The following is a 13641-nucleotide window of genomic DNA, read 5'->3' as shown; positions in this document are numbered from 1 at the left end:
ATTTCGCAAGCGCGAAAAGAAAAGGGCCGGCTCGCCTTTCCGCGCCAGCGGGGCGAACCGGCCCATGTCCGGCGGGAGGGTTGCCGGAAGCGATGCGACTAATTGGCGTTGGCGACTGCGGTCGATCCGCCAGTGGCGAAAGCATTGCACTTCGCCAGCTCATCGACGCTGAATGCACGGCCGTCGGCCGTAAAGGCGTTCAGACGGCCGACCTTCTTGGCGAGGCCTTGGCATAAAACGAGCGGCCGGCTCTCGGCGGTGCGGCCGGTGTAGTTGCCGCCGGCATAAGTCCAGGCGATGTCGCGCGCGACAACCTTGGCGTCGGCAGTCGGTGAAGCCGGTGTGGCTGTGTAAGTCCCGGCGGAAGCGGGAACCGCAAAAAGTGCCGAGGCGGCGATGAGTGCGAGACGGTTCACGACAAGTCTCCAAAAAGGTTTTAATGAGAAACTCATTGCCACTTCCAGTTTCTCTTCGCAACTGTTATTTTGATTTTTGCTGTGCCATGAATTGGCGGAGGAGGAGTTGCGTTGAACCAGCAGATGCTTGCGGAAGATCCGGACATTGAGGCTTTCCGCAAGGCTGCGCTGACCTGCCCACTGCCTCCGGCTGTAGAGCTTATCGGCGAGCGCTGGGCTTTCCTTATTCTTCGCGGCGCCTTGAACGGGCTCCAGCATTTCGAACAATTCCAGGCCGGGCTCGGCATCGCCCGCAACATCCTGTCGAATCGGCTGACGAAAATGGTTGAAGGCGGGATCCTCGAGCGCCACGCCGATCCCGACGATCGACGCAAAGTCGTCTATTCCCTCTCTGCCAAGGGCGAGGCCCTACTCCCGGTCGTCCTCGCTCTGCGCCAATGGGGCGAGGACTGGGGCCATGGCAGTCAGGACATCGTGCTTGCCGACACCCGCGATGGAAAGCCTGTGCGGCGGATTTGCGTTCAGTCCCACGACGGCCGCCCGCTCGCACTGCACGACCTGATGTGGATCGACCGCTCAACCGGGGCGGAATTGCGCCGGGAAGATGCGGACATGAAAAAGGCGGCTGGTTAGCCGCCTTTTCCAAATTCAATGGTTGCGTAAGCGATTACTCGTACTCGCTCGCGCTCGGAGTCGGGCGCGGCGGCGCCGCTGCAGTCAGGCGAAGCGCTTCGGCGGATTCGCTGAGGCTCGCCAGCTCATCCGTTTCGTCATCCTCGTCGATGCGGACACGCTGGAGATTGCCGACGATCGCCTCTTCCAGGTGCTTCGGCTTAACCGTTTCCTCAGCGATTTCGCGAAGAGCCACGACCGGGTTCTTGTCGCGGTCGCGATCGATGGTGAGGTCTGCACCGCCCGAAATCTGCCGGGCGCGCTGGGCCGCCAGCAACACGAGGTCGAACCGGTTCGATACCTTGTCGACACAATCTTCAACCGTCACGCGCGCCATTGGTCGTTCCGCCTATCTCGAAAAGCCCTGTTGGGAAGGCGAGCCAGATAGTCACGCACTTGCCCGAAGTCAATCAAATCACGCCGGGCCCCGCTTGCTTCGCGCTCCTCTGACGGCCACATCGGCGAAGATGATCGTCTCTTTCTGTCCCCGATCGACTGCGAGGTCGCCGGCAACCGCCTGCGTTTGTTGCCGGGGGGGCTGGAGCGCTTCGAGGCGCTGATCGACATGATCGAGACCGCGCGCGAATCCATCCGCGTCCTCTTTTACATGTTCACGGAGGACAAGGCCGGTACCCGGGTCCTCCAGGCGCTAACCGAGGCGGCCAGGCGCGGGGTCGCGGTTCGGCTATTGCTCGACGAATTCGGCTGCGGCGCCATTCGCCCCGGTTTTCTGGAGCCGCTCCGCGATGCCGGCGGTACCTACAGCGTCTTTCATCCCACGCTCAGCCGCCGCTACCTTATCCGCAACCACCAGAAGATGGTCGTCGCCGACGGCAGCCGCGCGATCATCGGGGGCGCCAATATCAACGAGCATTACCTTACTGATGAGGGCCCGAAGCACTGGCGCGATCTGTGGCTGGCGGTCGACGGCCCGGCTGTCGAGAAGCTCGCCGATTACTTCGACGACATCGAGAACTGGACGGTTCATCCCAAACCCCTGGTCAAGAAACTGCGCCGAATCATCGCCCGCCACAGCCGTGGCAGCGGACCGATCGCCTGGCGGTTCAGCGGACCCATCGCCCGAAGCAATCCGTGGCCGGTGCAGATCGTGAAGGACATACTCTCCGCCAAGAGGCTCGATATCGTCGCCGCTTATTTTTCACCTTCGAACGCCATGCTCCGGCGAATCGGCGGGGTCTCGGAACGCGGCGGAGAGGCTCGCCTTGTGACGGCTTCGAAGTCGGACAATAATGCGACCATCGCCGCCACACGCTTCACTTACGGGCGGTTGCTCAAGCGCGGGGTTCGGGTCTTCGAATATCAGCCGGCGAAATTCCACACCAAGCTCTACATCGCCGATGATGCCGTCCACATCGGCTCGGCCAACTTCGATTTTCGAAGTCTCTATCTCAATCTGGAGATGATGCTCCGGGTCGAGGATGCCCAATTCGCCAGGGCCATGCGCGACTATGTCGATGGCGAGATCGCGAACTCGATCGAGATTACGCCTGCCATCCACAAGGCCAAGGCGACCTTGTGGCGCAAGACGAAGTGGGCGCTTTCGAACTTCCTGGTGACGACGATGGATTATACCGTCACCCGCCGAATCAACCTCGGCCAGGAGTGAGGATCAGGCCGTGGCCGGTTCGCGCCATGCCCAGAACAGGGTGGCCGGCGGCACATTGATCCATTCGAAGCCGCGCTCGATCCGCTCGAAATAAGGGGCGATGAAATCGCGGACCTTGGGGCTGAACTGGTAGACCAGGAACGCGCCCCCGCTTCGGATCGCGTTCGCCGTGGCCGCTCCGATCGCTTCGCCGACGCCGGGCGGGAGCGTGGAGAAGGGCAATCCCGACACCACATAGTCGGCCTTCTCGAAACCATGCTCGGCAATGATCTTCTCGACATCCGCAGCGGAGCCGTGGACCGCAATGAGGCGCGGATCGTCGATCGATTTCTTGAGATAGGCAATGAAATCGGGATTGGTGTCGATGGCGATGAGCCGGGCGTCCTTACCCAGCTTGTCCAGGATCGGACGGGTGAACGTGCCGACGCCCGGCCCATATTCGACGAACAGCCTGGTTGCCTTCCAATCAACGGGTGCCAGCATCTTGTCGATCAGCACTCGGCTCGACGGGATGACGGACCCGACCATCACGGGATTCTTCAGGAAACCGCGAAGGAACTGCCACTTCGGGCTATTTGCCCGATGCGCGACCCGGCGCACGAAACGGCGGGGGCCTTTCAATGTTCGGGCAGGCGAGGTCGACATGGTGGCTCCGATGGAGTGACGCAATTCGCGTTGGCAAATGCTTCGGGGCTTGTCCAGTTCTCGCCATCGCTTTGCGATGCGCCGCAACGGTCTTAAGGCACGACGATGCAATTGATGGCGGTGCGCAGGGGTGTTGGCGGGACTGCCATGAGGCGCGGGCACTTCGTGCTGCTCTACGCGGCCATGCTGGTCGCGGCTTCGGGCAACACTGCTGTTCAGTCGGTCATGCCAGCAATTGGCCGGGCGATGGCCATTCCCGACGTGGTGGTCGCCATCGCCTATACAATTTCCGCAGTCCTCTGGGTGCTGCTGGCGCCGATGTGGGCAAGGGCCAGCGACCGTCACGGCCGCAAGGCCCTGATCCTGCTTGGCGTCGGCGGGTTCGTGATCTCGTCCCTGTTGTGCGGGCTGGCACTGGAAGCCGGCCTTTCCGGGATCGTCGGCGGAATGGCGGCGTTCATCCTGTTTGGGATCGCGCGGGCCATCTACGGCGCCCTGGGATCGGCAACGCCCAGCGCAACCCAGGCCTACCTCGCCTCCAAGACACGGCGAACTGCGCGGGTTGCGGCTCTTTCGGCGCTCGCGTCGAGCTTCGGTCTCGGCACGGTCATCGGCCCGGCCATGGCGCCGCTTTTCGTGCTTCCGATCGTCGGACTTCCCGGGCCTTTCTTCGGTTTCGCGTTGATTGGCCTTGCCGTATGGCTGTCGGTGTGGCGCTGGCTACCCGATGACATGAAGCACGGCCGTGGGCCGCGGGCAGGTCACGGCGCAGCAATGAGCTATCCCTCGATCGCTACCCCGACGACCGGCGCCAGCGTCATTGCCTCGACCGCGCCTCGCTCGGGCGTTCGAATGCGATGGAGCGACCCGCGGATTCGCGGATGGATCGTCGCGGGAGTCGCTTCGGGCCATGCCCAGGCTGCGGTGCTGACCTATCTCGGCTTCCTCGTCATTGACCGCCTGGCGCTCGCGCCGATGGGATCGGAAGGCCCGATCGCGATTGTCCTGATGGCCGGCGCCGCCGCGACCCTCGCCGCCCAGTGGGGCCTGATCCCGCGTCTCGCGATGACGGCGCGCGCGCTCATCGCGGTCGGGTCGCTCGTGGCGGCGGGTGGCTTCGCCGTCCTGTCTTTCGCCGACGACCTCTACGGACTGGTCGTCGGATTCTCCCTGGCGAGCCTCGGGTTCGGCTTCACGCGCCCCGGTTTCACGGGCGGCGCAAGCCTCGCCGTGTCATTGGGCGAGCAAGGCGCGATTGCCGGGATCATCACCTCCGCCAACGGGGTCAGTTACATCGCGGCGCCGACCATCGTCATGCTAATCTACCAGTTCGACTCGACGGTGCCCTCGATCCTTTGCGGTCTCGGCATGGCGTTGCTGGCTGCCTGGACTTGGAGGCGTCTGGACTAGGCCTTGCCGCTTTCTCCGGCCTTCGGGCGCAGCATCCCGGGAAGCACGAAGCCAATTCCGCCGACCGGCTTCACCGCGTCGGACTTCAGCGTATCGCGGATCTTGGCATAGTCGTTCAGCATCTCTTCGGTCACTGACGCCCGGGTTTCACTCAACGCCGTCTCGAAGTCGGCTTTGGTGACCTGGCCTTCCTCAAGGTCGCGGCGAAGTGCGGTCAAGCCGGCGCGGCGAACCAGGTCTTCAAGGTCGGCGCCTGTGAAATTCTCCGTCCGGCGCGCAAGATCCTCCAGGTCGACGTCCTTGGCCAACGGCATGAGCTTGGTGTGGATCGCCAGGATCCGGCGGCGTCCGGCGGTGTCCGGCGGGCCGACATAGACCAGCTCGTCGAACCGGCCAGGTCGAAGCAGTGCCGGATCGATCAGGTTCGGGCGGTTGGTCGCGCCGATCAGCACGACGTTGTTGAGCTCCTCCAGACCGTCCATTTCGCTCAGGATCTGGTTGACGACCCGCTCCGTTACCTGCGGCTCGCCCATCCCGCCGCCACGCGCCGGCACCAGGCTGTCGAGCTCGTCGATGAAGATGACCGTCGGCGCGACCTGGCGAGCGCGTGCGAACAGCCGCGCGATCTGCTGCTCGCTCTCGCCATACCATTTGCTCAAGAGATCGCTCGACTTGGTGGCGATGAAATTGGCTTCGCTTTCCTTGGCCGTGGCCTTGGCCAGCAAGGTCTTGCCGGTGCCCGGCGGGCCGTAGAGCAGGAAACCCTTTGCAGGACGTATGCCGAGGCGGCGAAAGGCGCCCGGGTGCTTCAACGGAAGCTCGACGCCTTCGCGAAGCTTGTCGCGGGCTTCGTCAAGCCCGCCGACGTCATCCCAGGTGGTTTGCGGAACCTGGACCATGACTTCGCGCATCGCGCTCGGCTGGACACGCTTAAGGGCATTGTCGATGTCGCGCGCTTCGACGGAAAGGGCGTCGAGCACCTCTGTCGGGATCGCCTCCTTGCTGAGGTCGATCTTCGGCATGATTCGCCGGACCGCCTCCAGCGCCGCCTCGCGAACCAGCGCGGCAAGGTCGGCGCCGACGAAGCCGTAGGTGCGCCGCGCGAGTTCATCCAGATTGACGTCCTCGGCAAGCGGCATCCCTCGAGTGTGGATTGCGATGATTTCGCGCCGTCCGCGCTCGTCGGGAACACCGACGATGATCTCGCGGTCGAATCGTCCCGGCCGGCGAAGCGCCTCGTCGAGCGCTTCCGGACGGTTGGTCGCGGCAATCACGACCAGGTTCTGGCGCGGCTCGAGCCCGTCCATCAGGGTCAGCAGTTGGGCAACCAGCCTTTTCTCCGCTTCGCCGCTCACCTGGCTGCGCTTGGGCGCGATCGAATCGATTTCATCTATGAAGATGATCGACGGGGCGGCCTTGCTCGCTTCTTCGAAAATCTCGCGTAGCCGCTTTTCGCTCTCGCCATAGGCGCTGCCCATCACCTCGGGTCCGGCGATGTGAAAGAATTGCGCCTCGCTTTCATTCGCCACGGCGCGCGCCAGTCGGGTCTTGCCGGTGCCCGGCGGGCCGTGCAGCAGGACGCCCTTCGGCGGGTCGACGCCCAGCCGCTGGAACAATTCGGGGTGGCGAAGCGGAAGCTCGACCATTTCGCGGAGCGCGTCGATTGTGTCACTCATCCCGCCAAGATCGTCGTAAGTGACGTCCGCTCGGCGCTCGCCTTTCACCTTGGCGGTAAATTCGGGGAGCAGTTCGACGACGGTGTCCGGGCCGATATGGACGATCCCTTTCGGAGCCGCCGAAACTACCGTCATTCGCACTTCCTGAAGGGAGAATGCAGGCGCGTTCAGCAACTGGCGGATGTGCTCCGGCATGTCGGCATTGACCCGCTGGTGCCCTGCGGTTGCCACCGTATCGCCTTCGCACAGAGGCCGGGCGGCGAAGCTCCGCTTCAGCGCCTCGGACGAGCCTTGCAGCCGGATATTGTCCTGCGCCGGAGCGAAGACGATTCGCGTCGCGGGCTTGCTGTTCGCCTTCTTCACCTCGACGAAGTCGCCCGATCCGACGCCGGCGTTGGCGCGCTGAAGGCCGTCGAGCCTTACAATCTCGAGCCCTTCGTCATCGTCGTAGGCGCGGATCGCCCGGGCCGCGGTCGAACGCTTGCCGACGATGGCAATGACGTCGCCGTCGTTGAGTCCGAGCCCCTTCATCAGGCCGAGTGGCAGGCGGGCCACGCCGCGGCCGCTATCGCCCGGCGGGAGGTTCGCCACCTGGAGCCTGGTCAAGGTCTCGACATCCGCCATCAATTCATCCTCTATTCTGTTTTCAGTGCCCCGCGCATTGCGACACGAACGGAAGACAACTGTTCCGGTTCAATATGGCTTTCAGCGGGAACAAAAAAAGGCCGGACGTCGCCGCCCGGCCAAGTTTGGAGAGGATGCCCGAGGTCGGGCACCAACAATATCGCACCGCAGCGATGATTTCGCAATTGCGAAATCGCAGGTGCGAACATTAAACTACCGTTTAATTCGTTGCCGCTAACTGCTCGCGAATCTCGCCCCTCCGTGCTAGGCATTGCTGACGTTAAGGGAGCGTGCCGAATGGAGCGTCGTCTTACGGCGATCTTGTCTGCGGACGTGGTCGGCTACAGCAGGTTAATGGGCGCGAACGAGATTGCGACGCTCGAAGCGCTCAAGCGCCTCCGCTCTGAGCTTCTCGACCCTTGCATTGCCGAGCATCACGGGCGCACGTTCAAGCTCACCGGGGATGGTACGCTGGTCGAATTCCCAAGCGTCGTCAGTGCCTTGGAATGTGCGATCGAAATTCAGCGCGACATGCGAAAGCGCAACGAAGTCTCGTCAGACGACCGCAAGATCGAGTTTCGCATCGGCATCAACCTTGGCGACGTCATCGTCGATGGCGATGACCTTTACGGCGACGGCGTCAACGTCGCCTCGCGCATCGAATCGGTGGCCCGTCCCGGCGGAATCGCGGTCTCCGCCTCAGTCCGCGACAATGTCGTCACAAAGACCGATGTCGTGTTCGAAGACGCCGGCGACCAGCAGCTCAAGAACATCGAAGTCCCGATCCGGGTCTACAATGTCGTCATTGGCTCGGCCAAATCCCGGGCCGAGCCCGCCAAGGATGCCGTGGTGGAAGAGCAGGAAGTCCGGCCGTCCATCGCGGTCCTGCCGTTCAACAACATGAGCGGCGATCCCGAGCAGGAGTACTTCAGTGACGGGATCAGCGAGGACATCATCACCGACCTGAGCAAGGTCAGCGGACTGTTCGTCATCGGCCGCAACACAAGCTTCGCCTACAAGGGCCAGTCGCCCGACCTTACCAAGGTCGGCTCGGAGCTCGGCGTCCGCTACATCCTCGAAGGAAGCGTTCGCAAAGCCGGCCAGCGGGTCCGGATCAATGCCCAGCTGATCGACGCGACGACGGGCGGCCATGTCTGGGCCGACCGCTACGACCGCGACCTTACCGATATCTTCGAGATCCAGGACGAGATTACCGAAGCCATCGTCGAGCAGCTTCGCATCACTCTGCTCCCCAAGGAAAAGCAGGCGATCACCCAGGCCCAGACCAGCAATGTCGAGGCCTATAACTATTTCCTCAAGGGGCGGCACTTCTTCGCCAATCATACCAAGGTGCTACTGCGCCTTGCGCGGCAGATGTTCGTCCGGGCGACGGAGCTCGATCCGGGCTACGCCAGGGCCTATGCCGCGATCGCTGTCTGCGACGCGCGGCTCGCTTATTCCTATCGGGTCGACATCAAGGTCGACGACATTCTGGCCCTTGCCGAAAAGGCGATCGTCCTCGATCCAGCTGTGGCGGAGGCTTATGTCGCACGGGGCGTCGCTCTTGCCGGCACCGGAAAGCATGCCGAAGCGAAGGCCTCGTACGAACGCGCAATCCTGCTCGATCCGGCCAGCTTCGATGCGCACTTCGCCTACGGGCGCTATCTCATTGCGGTCGGAAAGCTGGAGAAGGCTATTCCGCACCTGCTCCGCGCGGCGGAGCTCGATCCCGATGATTGGCAAAGCCCGCTGGTGCTCGATTCCGTTTTCATGAAGCTTGGCCAGAAGGAAGAGGCCGACCGCTATTCGCTGCTGGGTGTCAAGCGCGCCGAAGAGGCGATGCGCAACCATCCGGAAAACAGCCGGCCGGCGCAACTCGGAGCGGCCGCGCTAGCGCGATTGGGCGAGACCGAACGCGCCCGCGAGTGGCTCGACCGCGCTTTGGTGCTCGACCCGGATGATCCGATCGTCAGCTACAACGCCGCCTGCACGTTCGCGCAGCTCGGCGATGTTGATCGGGCGATCGAGTCCCTCGAACGCTGGAGCGCCTCGAGCGCATGGGAAACCGAGAACTGGCTTCAGACCGACAATGACTTCGACTCGATCCGGTCCGATCCGCGGTTCGTCGCGCTGCTCGAAAAGGTCAACCAGCGCGGCCGGGTCAACGCATGATATCTGAAGGAGAATGCCGCTCGTGGAGCGTCGCCTCTCAGCGATACTAGCCGCCGATGTCGTCGGCTACAGCCGCCTGATGGGCGCAAACGAGGTCGGTACGCTGACCGCGCTCAAGGCGCATCGCACGGAGATGATCGACCCGTGCATCGCCCGAAACGGCGGGCGGATCGTCAAGCTGACCGGCGACGGCATGCTGATCGAATTCCCCAGCGTGGTGAGCGCCGTGGAATGTGCGTCGCACATCCAGCGCGAAATGCGCGGCCGCAATGCCGACGTCCCCGACGACCGGCGCATCGAATTTCGGATCGGGGTGAACCTCGGCGACGTGATCGTCGAGGATGGCGACATTTTCGGCGACGGGGTGAATGTCGCCGCGCGCCTCGAAAGCGTCGCCAAACCGGGCGGAGTCGCGGTGTCGAGCTCGGTCCGAGAGAATGTCGGCAACAAGCTCGACCTCATTTTCGAGGATATGGGCGACCAGGACTTGAAGAACATCGAATTCCCGGTTCGGGCCTACAACGTCGTGATCGGTGAAGGTCCGGCCAAGTCCAAGGGGCCGGTCGGCGGAGCAGAGTTAGAGGAGGCTGAGAAGCCCTCGATCGCCGTCCTGCCGTTCACCAACATGAGCGGCGACCCGGAGCAGGAGTTCTTTTCCGACGGGATCAGCGAGGACATCATCACCGATCTCAGCAAGGTATCGGGCCTGTTCGTGGTCGGCCGCAACACCAGCTTCACATACAAGGGCAAGGCGGTCCAGCTTCAGGACGTCGCGGCGGAACTCGGGGTCAAGTTCATCCTGGAAGGCAGCGTCCGCAAGGCGGGACAGCGCGTGCGTGTCACTGGCCAGCTGATCGACGGAGCAAGCGGTGGCCACCTGTGGGCGGATCGTTTCGATCGGGACCTGACCGACATCTTCGCCATTCAGGACGAGATTACGCAGACCATCGTCGAGCAGTTGAAGATCAAGCTGCTGCCCAAGGAAAAGAAGGCGATCGAGAAGAACCCGACCGTCAACGTCGAGGCCTATTCCTTCTTCCTCAAGGGCCGCCAGCTCTTCCATCACTCGACCAAGTCGTTCCTGATCCTCGCGCGGCAGATGTTCGCCAAGGCCGTCGAACTCGACCCGCATTACGCCCGTGCTTATGCAGGGATTGCGAACTGCGACTCTCGCTTGAGCGGCTGGTACAATCTGCCGATCGCATCCTGGGAGATTCTCGCCATTACCGAAAAGGCATTGGCGATCGATCCCAATCTCGCCGAAGCCCATGCGGCCAGCGGAGTGGCGCTTGCAAACAGCGGCAAGCGGGCGGAAGCCGCGGCCGCGTTCGAGCGCGCGCTCGTTCTCGATCCCAACAGCTTCGATGCGAACCTTTCGTTCGCCCGTTTCTGTGTGACCGAAGGCAAGCTCGATCGCGCCATCGCCTTGTTCACCCGCGCCCTAGAGATCCAGCCCGACGATTCGCAGCCGCCGTTGCTGATGCAGACCGTCCTGCGGTCGATGGGCAGGCTCGAAGAAGCCGAACGTTATGCCCGGCTAGGCGTCAAGCGCGCCGAGGAAACGCTTCGCGCCTATCCTGAATCGGCCCGGCCCGCGCAGGGCGCGGCGTGTGCGCTCGCCGCGCTGGGGGAAAAGGAAGCCGCGATGGCCATGATGGAGCGCGCCCTGGCAATCGATCCCGACGACAACAACGGCCGCTACAACGCCGCCTGCTGCTATGCTCAGCTGGGGGAAACCGACCGCGCGATCGACGTGCTTGAAATCTGGTCCAACGGGGTCGGCGGCGAACAGAAGAACTGGTTCATGGAAGATGCGGACCTGGATCCGATTCGCGATCACCCGCGTTACCCGGCGCTTCTCGCCAAGCTGGATCTGGTACCCGCAGCCTAATATTTGATTGCCGCTGTCACCTTGCGCAGCCAAGTGCGCGGAAGCAACCGGTGACCCTGGGCGCCGAGCTTGTTGATCAAGCCGGGAATGACCACGGCGCGGTTCGAGTCCAGCGCCTTCAATCCCGCCGCGACAACGTCCGAAGACTTGGCGCTCAACTTCTCGAACATGCCGTTGCCCTTAAAGCCCGCGACGTCGCCGAATTCGGTTGCCGTCGGCCCCGGGCAAAGCGCCGTCACCCGTACGCCGGACTTCGCCACTTCCTCATGCAGCGCCTCGGTAAACGACAGGACGAACGCCTTGGTGGCGAAATAGGTCGCCATCCCCGGCCCTGGCTGGAAGGCAGCGGTCGAAGCGAGGTTGAGGATCGCGCCGCTCCCGCGCGCGATCATTGCGGGGACCACGGCATGGCAAAGCTCCGCCAGAGTCCCGCAATTGAGGTCGATCATCTGCCGTTGCTTGGCGCTGTCGAGGTCGACGAACCGGCCCCACAGGCCGAACCCGGCATTATTGATCAGGCAGCCGACTTCTTCGCCATGCGCCGCGATGTCGGCCATCAGCCGCGCCGCCGCGCCCGGCTCGCCAAGGTCGATCGCCACGGCTCGCGAATTGCCGAGTTCGGCGGCGAGCGAATCAAGCCGGTCCTTGCGCCGGGCGGCAAGCACCAGCCGCTCCCCGCGCCCGGATAATTGGCGGGCGAAATCGACGCCAAGTCCCGCCGATGCGCCAGTGATCAGGGTAATGGCGGTCATTGTCGCTCCATGGTCTTTCGTCGCGTCTTGGCATATTCCGGTGCCGGGCAAAGGGGGAATTGGCAATGGTTTCGAGCGCCGGCGCTCCGGTCGATCCCCAGGCCCGCTCGCATTTCCTCGATGGCCTGCGCGGACTGGCCTTGTTGGGAATTCTGATCGTCAACATGGCGGCCTTCATCGGTTTTGGAATGAACGATGAGGCCGGGCGTGCCGCGGCCATCGCCTCGGCCTTCGACGATGTTGCGGAAGTGACGATGGAATGGCTCTTCATGGGCAAGTTCTACTCGATCTTTTCGCTCCTGTTCGGAATCGGCTTTGCCATCCAACTCGGCCGTCTCGAAGCACGCGGGGAAGGCGTGGGCCGTTACAGCCGGCGGCTCCTCGTCCTGTTCGCGATCGGCCTTGCCCACCTGCTGTTACTGTGGATCGGCGACATCGTCGCTCTCTACGCGCTTATGGGCATGGTCCTGCTGCTGTTTCGCAAGGCGTCTGACCGAGCGCTCCTGGCATGGGCGGTCGCGCTCTGGATGCTGCCGGTCGCCTGGTCGATCATGATCCACCTCGGCGGAATTGATCCGTCCAAACCGGTTTACCAGGCGGGCATGCGCGCGCTCGCATCGGTCGGAATAGACCCCAACTCCGCCCCGTTGCCATATTATCGCGACCATAATTATCTGGAGCAACTCGCGGTTCATCCCCCGAGGTGCTCTTTCGCATTGGCGACCTTGTCTACCAGATGCGCTTCTCAAAGGTGCTGGCGATGTTCCTTGTCGGCCTGTGGGTCGGGCGTCGCGCCATCTACGCCGATCCCGCCGCGCATCGGGCGTTCCTGCGGAGGGTCGCGACGATCGGTCTTGGCGCTGGCCTTCCGCTGGCCTTCGCCCGGGCCGCTGTCGACCTGGGCGCGCCGGAAACTCCCGCGACCCTCGTCTTAGCCGAAGCGCTGTACTGTCTTTCGACGCCCACATTGGCGCTCGGCTATGCGGCTGGTGCCGCCCTGTTATGGGCCAATGGCCGCCAACGCCTGCTGGAATGGGCCGCGCCCGCAGGGCGGATGGCGCTGACCAACTATCTGATGCAGACCATCCTTCAGAGCCTGATATTCTACGGTTGGGGGCTGGCCCTGACCGGGAAGTTCGGCCTGGTCTTCATCTATCCGTTCGCGCTGGCGCTTTTTGCTTTTCAGGTGACCTACAGCCGCCGGTGGCTTGCACATTATCGCTTCGGCCCAGTCGAATGGGTCTGGCGCTCGCTCACCTACGGCAAGCGCCAGCCCATGATTCGCGAGCTGGTTTAGGCGACTGTCGCCTTTTCGATCCGGCCCGGTTGGGGAACCGGCTCGCCCGTCGGCAGGGCATCGACATATTCCATGCCACTCTCGACCTCACCCCACACCGTATACTGGCGATCGAGGAAGCGGGCGTCATCGAAGCAGATAAAGAACTGGCTGTTGGCGCTGTCCGGACTGGCGGCTCGGGCCATCGAGCAGGTGCCGCGAACGTGCGGGGCGCTATTGAACTCGGCCTTTAGGTCGGGGAGGTCGCTGCCGCCCATTCCGGTGCCCGTCGGGTCGCCGCCCTGGGCCATGAAGCCCGGGATCACCCGGTGAAAGACGACCCCGTCGTAAAAACCGTCCTTGGCGAGTCCGGCGATGCGCTCGACATGGCCCGGGGCGAGGTCGGGGCGAAGCTTGATGACGACGTCGCCGCCAGTCGAAAGGGTGAGAGTCAGTGTGTCGGCCATGCCAATGTCTCCT

Annotated in this window: 13 protein-coding genes; 7 read left to right on the top strand and 6 right to left on the bottom strand. The window is 63.3% G+C overall.

Translation table 11 applies throughout. The annotated features are described in order from the left end of the window. Window positions 1-98: 98 nt before the first annotated feature. Window positions 99-416, bottom strand: coding sequence for a hypothetical protein (locus G7076_RS10795; protein ID WP_166202729.1), 318 nt, complete (start codon window positions 414-416; stop codon window positions 99-101). A 123-nt stretch (window positions 417-539) separates the two neighbouring features. Here G7076_RS10795 and G7076_RS10790 point away from each other — a divergent pair, with 123 nt between their 5' ends. Further along, window positions 540-1049, top strand: a complete 510-nt coding sequence (locus G7076_RS10790) for a helix-turn-helix domain-containing protein (RefSeq protein WP_166203599.1) — start codon at window positions 540-542, stop codon at window positions 1047-1049. 34 nt (window positions 1050-1083) lie between these two features. On the opposite strand, the gene rpoZ is transcribed toward G7076_RS10790, so the two are convergent. Next, a complete protein-coding gene (gene rpoZ, locus G7076_RS10785) occupies window positions 1084-1425 on the bottom strand; it encodes a DNA-directed RNA polymerase subunit omega (protein WP_166202727.1) in 342 nt (113 codons plus the stop codon). Between the two features lie 228 nt (window positions 1426-1653). Here rpoZ and G7076_RS10780 point away from each other — a divergent pair, with 228 nt between their 5' ends. Then, window positions 1654-2715, top strand: coding sequence for a phosphatidylserine/phosphatidylglycerophosphate/cardiolipin synthase family protein (locus tag G7076_RS10780; protein ID WP_166202726.1), 1062 nt, complete (start codon window positions 1654-1656; stop codon window positions 2713-2715). A 3-nt stretch (window positions 2716-2718) separates the two neighbouring features. Here G7076_RS10780 and G7076_RS10775 read toward each other — a convergent pair whose 3' ends face one another. Next, window positions 2719-3315, bottom strand: coding sequence for a methyltransferase domain-containing protein (locus G7076_RS10775; protein WP_346774091.1), 597 nt, complete (start codon window positions 3313-3315; stop codon window positions 2719-2721). A gap of 150 nt (window positions 3316-3465) precedes the next feature. On the opposite strand from G7076_RS10775, the gene G7076_RS10770 reads away from it, so the two are divergent. After that, window positions 3466-4770: an MFS transporter gene (locus tag G7076_RS10770; RefSeq protein ID WP_240913785.1), complete on the top strand. Its 1305-nt coding sequence runs from the start codon at window positions 3466-3468 to the stop codon at window positions 4768-4770. Here the strand turns inward: G7076_RS10770 and G7076_RS10765 are convergent. Next, window positions 4767-7070, bottom strand: a complete 2304-nt coding sequence (locus tag G7076_RS10765) for a CDC48 family AAA ATPase (protein ID WP_166202722.1) — start codon at window positions 7068-7070, stop codon at window positions 4767-4769. The two genes, G7076_RS10770 and G7076_RS10765, sit on opposite strands and share 4 nt — an antisense overlap. 297 nt (window positions 7071-7367) lie before the next feature. Between G7076_RS10765 and G7076_RS10760 the strand changes: the two genes are divergently transcribed. Both G7076_RS10760 and G7076_RS10755 read left to right on the top strand, forming a co-directional pair. Next, entirely contained in the window at window positions 7368-9242 is a 1875-nt protein-coding gene (locus tag G7076_RS10760; RefSeq protein WP_166202720.1) for an adenylate/guanylate cyclase domain-containing protein, read from the top strand. Window positions 9243-9264: 22 nt separating this feature from the next. Continuing rightward, window positions 9265-11133, top strand: coding sequence for a tetratricopeptide repeat protein (locus G7076_RS10755; protein ID WP_166202718.1), 1869 nt, complete (start codon window positions 9265-9267; stop codon window positions 11131-11133). Here the strand turns inward: G7076_RS10755 and G7076_RS10750 are convergent. Continuing rightward, window positions 11130-11885, bottom strand: a complete 756-nt coding sequence (locus G7076_RS10750) for an SDR family oxidoreductase (RefSeq protein ID WP_166202716.1) — start codon at window positions 11883-11885, stop codon at window positions 11130-11132. The genes G7076_RS10755 and G7076_RS10750 overlap by 4 nt on opposite strands. A gap of 65 nt (window positions 11886-11950) precedes the next feature. Here G7076_RS10750 and G7076_RS12540 point away from each other — a divergent pair, with 65 nt between their 5' ends. Continuing rightward, window positions 11951-12820, top strand: coding sequence for a hypothetical protein (locus tag G7076_RS12540; protein ID WP_240913784.1), 870 nt, complete (start codon window positions 11951-11953; stop codon window positions 12818-12820). After that, complete coding sequence (locus tag G7076_RS10745; RefSeq protein WP_240913923.1) at window positions 12715-13182, top strand: DUF418 domain-containing protein; 468 nt, start codon at window positions 12715-12717, stop codon at window positions 13180-13182. The genes G7076_RS12540 and G7076_RS10745 overlap by 106 nt, the downstream gene beginning before the upstream one ends. Here the strand turns inward: G7076_RS10745 and G7076_RS10740 are convergent. Beyond that, the gene (locus G7076_RS10740; protein ID WP_166202712.1) at window positions 13179-13628 is read right to left on the bottom strand and encodes a peptidylprolyl isomerase; all 450 of its coding nucleotides are present in this window, start codon (window positions 13626-13628) and stop codon (window positions 13179-13181) included. The two genes, G7076_RS10745 and G7076_RS10740, sit on opposite strands and share 4 nt — an antisense overlap. Window positions 13629-13641 lie beyond the last annotated feature (13 nt).

Source organism: Sphingomonas sp. HDW15A, from assembly GCF_011301715.1.
GTDB lineage: Bacteria > Pseudomonadota > Alphaproteobacteria > Sphingomonadales > Sphingomonadaceae > Sphingomicrobium.
Note: the sequence above shows the minus strand (reverse complement) of the source record. Positions and strands in the feature narration are given on the sequence as shown.

Excerpts from the sequence above, each read along its gene's own strand:
- G7076_RS10790 (WP_166203599.1), top strand. The coding sequence starts at position 540 with ATGCTTGCGGAAGATCCGGACATTGAGGCTTTCCGCAAGGCTGCGCTG.
- G7076_RS10760 (WP_166202720.1), top strand. The coding sequence starts at position 7,368 with ATGGAGCGTCGTCTTACGGCGATCTTGTCTGCGGACGTGGTCGGCTAC.
- G7076_RS10740 (WP_166202712.1), bottom strand. The coding sequence starts at position 13,628 with ATGGCCGACACACTGACTCTCACCCTTTCGACTGGCGGCGACGTCGTC.
- G7076_RS10750 (WP_166202716.1), bottom strand. The coding sequence starts at position 11,885 with ATGACCGCCATTACCCTGATCACTGGCGCATCGGCGGGACTTGGCGTC.
- G7076_RS10780 (WP_166202726.1), top strand. The coding sequence starts at position 1,654 with ATGATCGAGACCGCGCGCGAATCCATCCGCGTCCTCTTTTACATGTTC.
- G7076_RS12540 (WP_240913784.1), top strand. The coding sequence starts at position 11,951 with ATGGTTTCGAGCGCCGGCGCTCCGGTCGATCCCCAGGCCCGCTCGCAT.
- G7076_RS10765 (WP_166202722.1), bottom strand. The coding sequence starts at position 7,070 with ATGGCGGATGTCGAGACCTTGACCAGGCTCCAGGTGGCGAACCTCCCG.
- G7076_RS10770 (WP_240913785.1), top strand. The coding sequence starts at position 3,466 with ATGCAATTGATGGCGGTGCGCAGGGGTGTTGGCGGGACTGCCATGAGG.
- rpoZ (WP_166202727.1), bottom strand. The coding sequence starts at position 1,425 with ATGGCGCGCGTGACGGTTGAAGATTGTGTCGACAAGGTATCGAACCGG.